This window comes from Mesorhizobium sp. M1A.F.Ca.IN.022.07.1.1 (genome assembly GCF_003997575.1).
In the GTDB taxonomy this organism is placed as follows: Bacteria; Pseudomonadota; Alphaproteobacteria; order Rhizobiales; family Rhizobiaceae; genus Mesorhizobium.
The window spans coordinates 1-2102 of record NZ_RZST01000567.1 but is presented as its reverse complement, the minus strand read 5'-3'; the positions used below and the strand labels follow the sequence as shown (position 1 = coordinate 2102).

Annotated in this window: 2 protein-coding genes; one reads left to right on the top strand and one right to left on the bottom strand. The window is 64.0% G+C overall.

Annotated features, from left to right (window positions below; genetic code table 11):
- Positions 1-552: penicillin-binding transpeptidase domain-containing protein (locus EOA75_RS32205; protein ID WP_281058593.1), on the top strand; the 552-nt coding region annotated here is incomplete at its 5' end.
- A 56-nt stretch (positions 553-608) separates the two neighbouring features.
- Here the strand turns inward: EOA75_RS32205 and EOA75_RS32200 are convergent.
- Complete coding sequence (locus EOA75_RS32200; RefSeq protein WP_127326089.1) at positions 609-1802, bottom strand: DUF930 domain-containing protein; 1194 nt, start codon at positions 1800-1802, stop codon at positions 609-611.
- Positions 1803-2102 lie beyond the last annotated feature (300 nt).

The following is a 2102-nucleotide window of genomic DNA, read 5'->3' as shown; positions in this document are numbered from 1 at the left end:
GTCTATGACTGGGCCAAGGACGCGCCGCCGCCGCACCGTGTGCTGTCGGAAAAAGCTCTGAAATACATGAACACCATGCTGGCCGCGGTGCCGGCGATCGGCACGGCGCGGCGCGCGCAGCTTCCCAACATCGTCGTCGCGGGCAAGACCGGCACCACGCAGTCCTACCGAGACGCATGGTTCGTCGGTTTCACCGGCAACTACACGGCCGCCGTCTGGCTCGGCAATGACGATTTCACGCCGACCAACAACATGACCGGCGGGTCGCTGCCGGCGATGGTCTGGCAGCGGCTGATGGCCTATGCACACCAGAACATCGATCTGAAGCCGATCCCTGGCCTCGATCATCCCTGGGTCGACCCGGAGGTCGCGGCCAAGGCCGAGGAAGAGGCGAAGAAGGAGGCCGCCGACGCCGCGGCGCAGGCAGAGGCCGAGCGGCCGCCCGTGCTTTCCAGCCGCACCACGCAGACGCTGAGGGCAATGACCAAAGCCTTCCAGGCGGCGCCGGTTCTCAACGCTCCTACCCTGCCGGAGACGCTGTCCGCGCTTTGAACCTTCCTTCGACGCATGCGCTTGCCCCGAACCGCTACCCGCTTTCGCAGGAAAGCTTAGCGGAGACTAGGCAATTTGAGCCCGGCCCATTCGCCGGGTGGGATCTCAGCCCCGACACGGAAGTTGAACGACAAGACCCTTGTCGCATCGGTGTCGACCTCGCACCGGAAGCTTAGGCGGTACCATGTGGTTGCGGTGCTGAAGGCGGCCACCGGAGGGTCAAGAACATTGCCCACCTTCAGCGGAATGGATGGCAGCCATTTGGGAGAATAGGAGGCGCCCTGCAACTCCTGGTTCAAAACGCTGCCGCAAAGGTTGGCAACCCGCTGGTCGCGAGGCACCTCGCTCATAGAGCTTGTGGCCAGCGCATCGCCGGTAGCGCCCTGCGAATAGAGCTTTCGAACACCCGGAAGTCCGGAATAGATCGGCGACGCAGCAACGGCGGCGTTGGTAGAACCTGGCGTTCCGGCGCTCTTGCTTCGGGACTTCGAGACCTTTGCGGGCCTGAACTTCAGCGCATTTGCTTGCTTGGGCTTTTGCTTTTCGGCCGGCGCCGGAAGATCGACTTTACCACCCCTCTTGGCATCCAACGGCGCCGGCGCCACTCCTGCTTGCTTTTCGGCGGTTGGCGCTCCTGCCTCTTGCTTGGCTGCCTGCTGTTTATCCGTGTCCTGGGCTGCCTTCTCGTCACTTTGGGCGGGCTCGGTGTCCGTCGCGGCGATTACCGGCTTCTCGTCAGCCGTGCTGTGATCTGCCGGCTGATCGGCATCGGCCGGCGCGGCAGTTTGCTTCTGTGCAGGCTTCGCCACGGCGGGCGGCTTCGTATCGTTATCCTTCGCCGGCGACGGCGTGTTGTCCCGGTTGCCGGCTCCACCCAGGGATGTCCTGGGGCCGGTGTCCTTGTTGCCGTACTGGAAAACGGGCTTTAGCACCGCGATCGGCGGTGGCTTCGGCGGCTGCTTTTCCGGCACTGGAGGCTTTTCGACTTTCTGCTCGGGCGGCTTTTCAGCCTTGGGTTCCGGGGGCTTCTCGGCCTTGAGTTGCTTCGGCTGCGGTGCGGGCGGAGGCTTCGGCTTAGGTTGCTCGGGTGGAGGCACAAGCGCGACATTGACCGGCTGCTCCTGATCCGGCTGTTGGGCGCGCTTGGGCAAGGTATAGACCAGAAACGCTGCGATCAGCGCATGCAGCATCAGCGATGCGGGCAAAGCCCACGCCAAATTCCGACGCCGCTCTTCTGTCTCGCCCTTCATCCCGACCGATGTGGAACGAAATGGCGGCGGCTTCAAGCACAGGCATCGGATCGGCGCCTGACAAGTCAGTGATTGGATGGCCACGTGCAGCGCCGCCGAGAATCAGAAGGGGCGCAGTCCGGACTTGTCCGTGACAGGCGTTCGCTGACATGGGAACGTCATGCTGCTTGCAGGCCGGACCACCTGAATATCGCCACGCCCGGGGCAAGCCGGCTTGCCACGAGGCCCCACGCCGCGATATCCCGGGCAACCTCCTCAGTTCCGGCCTTCCATGCTCAAGACCGTCTCCCTCACGCTGCT

Excerpts from the sequence above, each read along its gene's own strand:
- EOA75_RS32200 (WP_127326089.1), bottom strand. The coding sequence starts at position 1,802 with ATGAAGGGCGAGACAGAAGAGCGGCGTCGGAATTTGGCGTGGGCTTTG.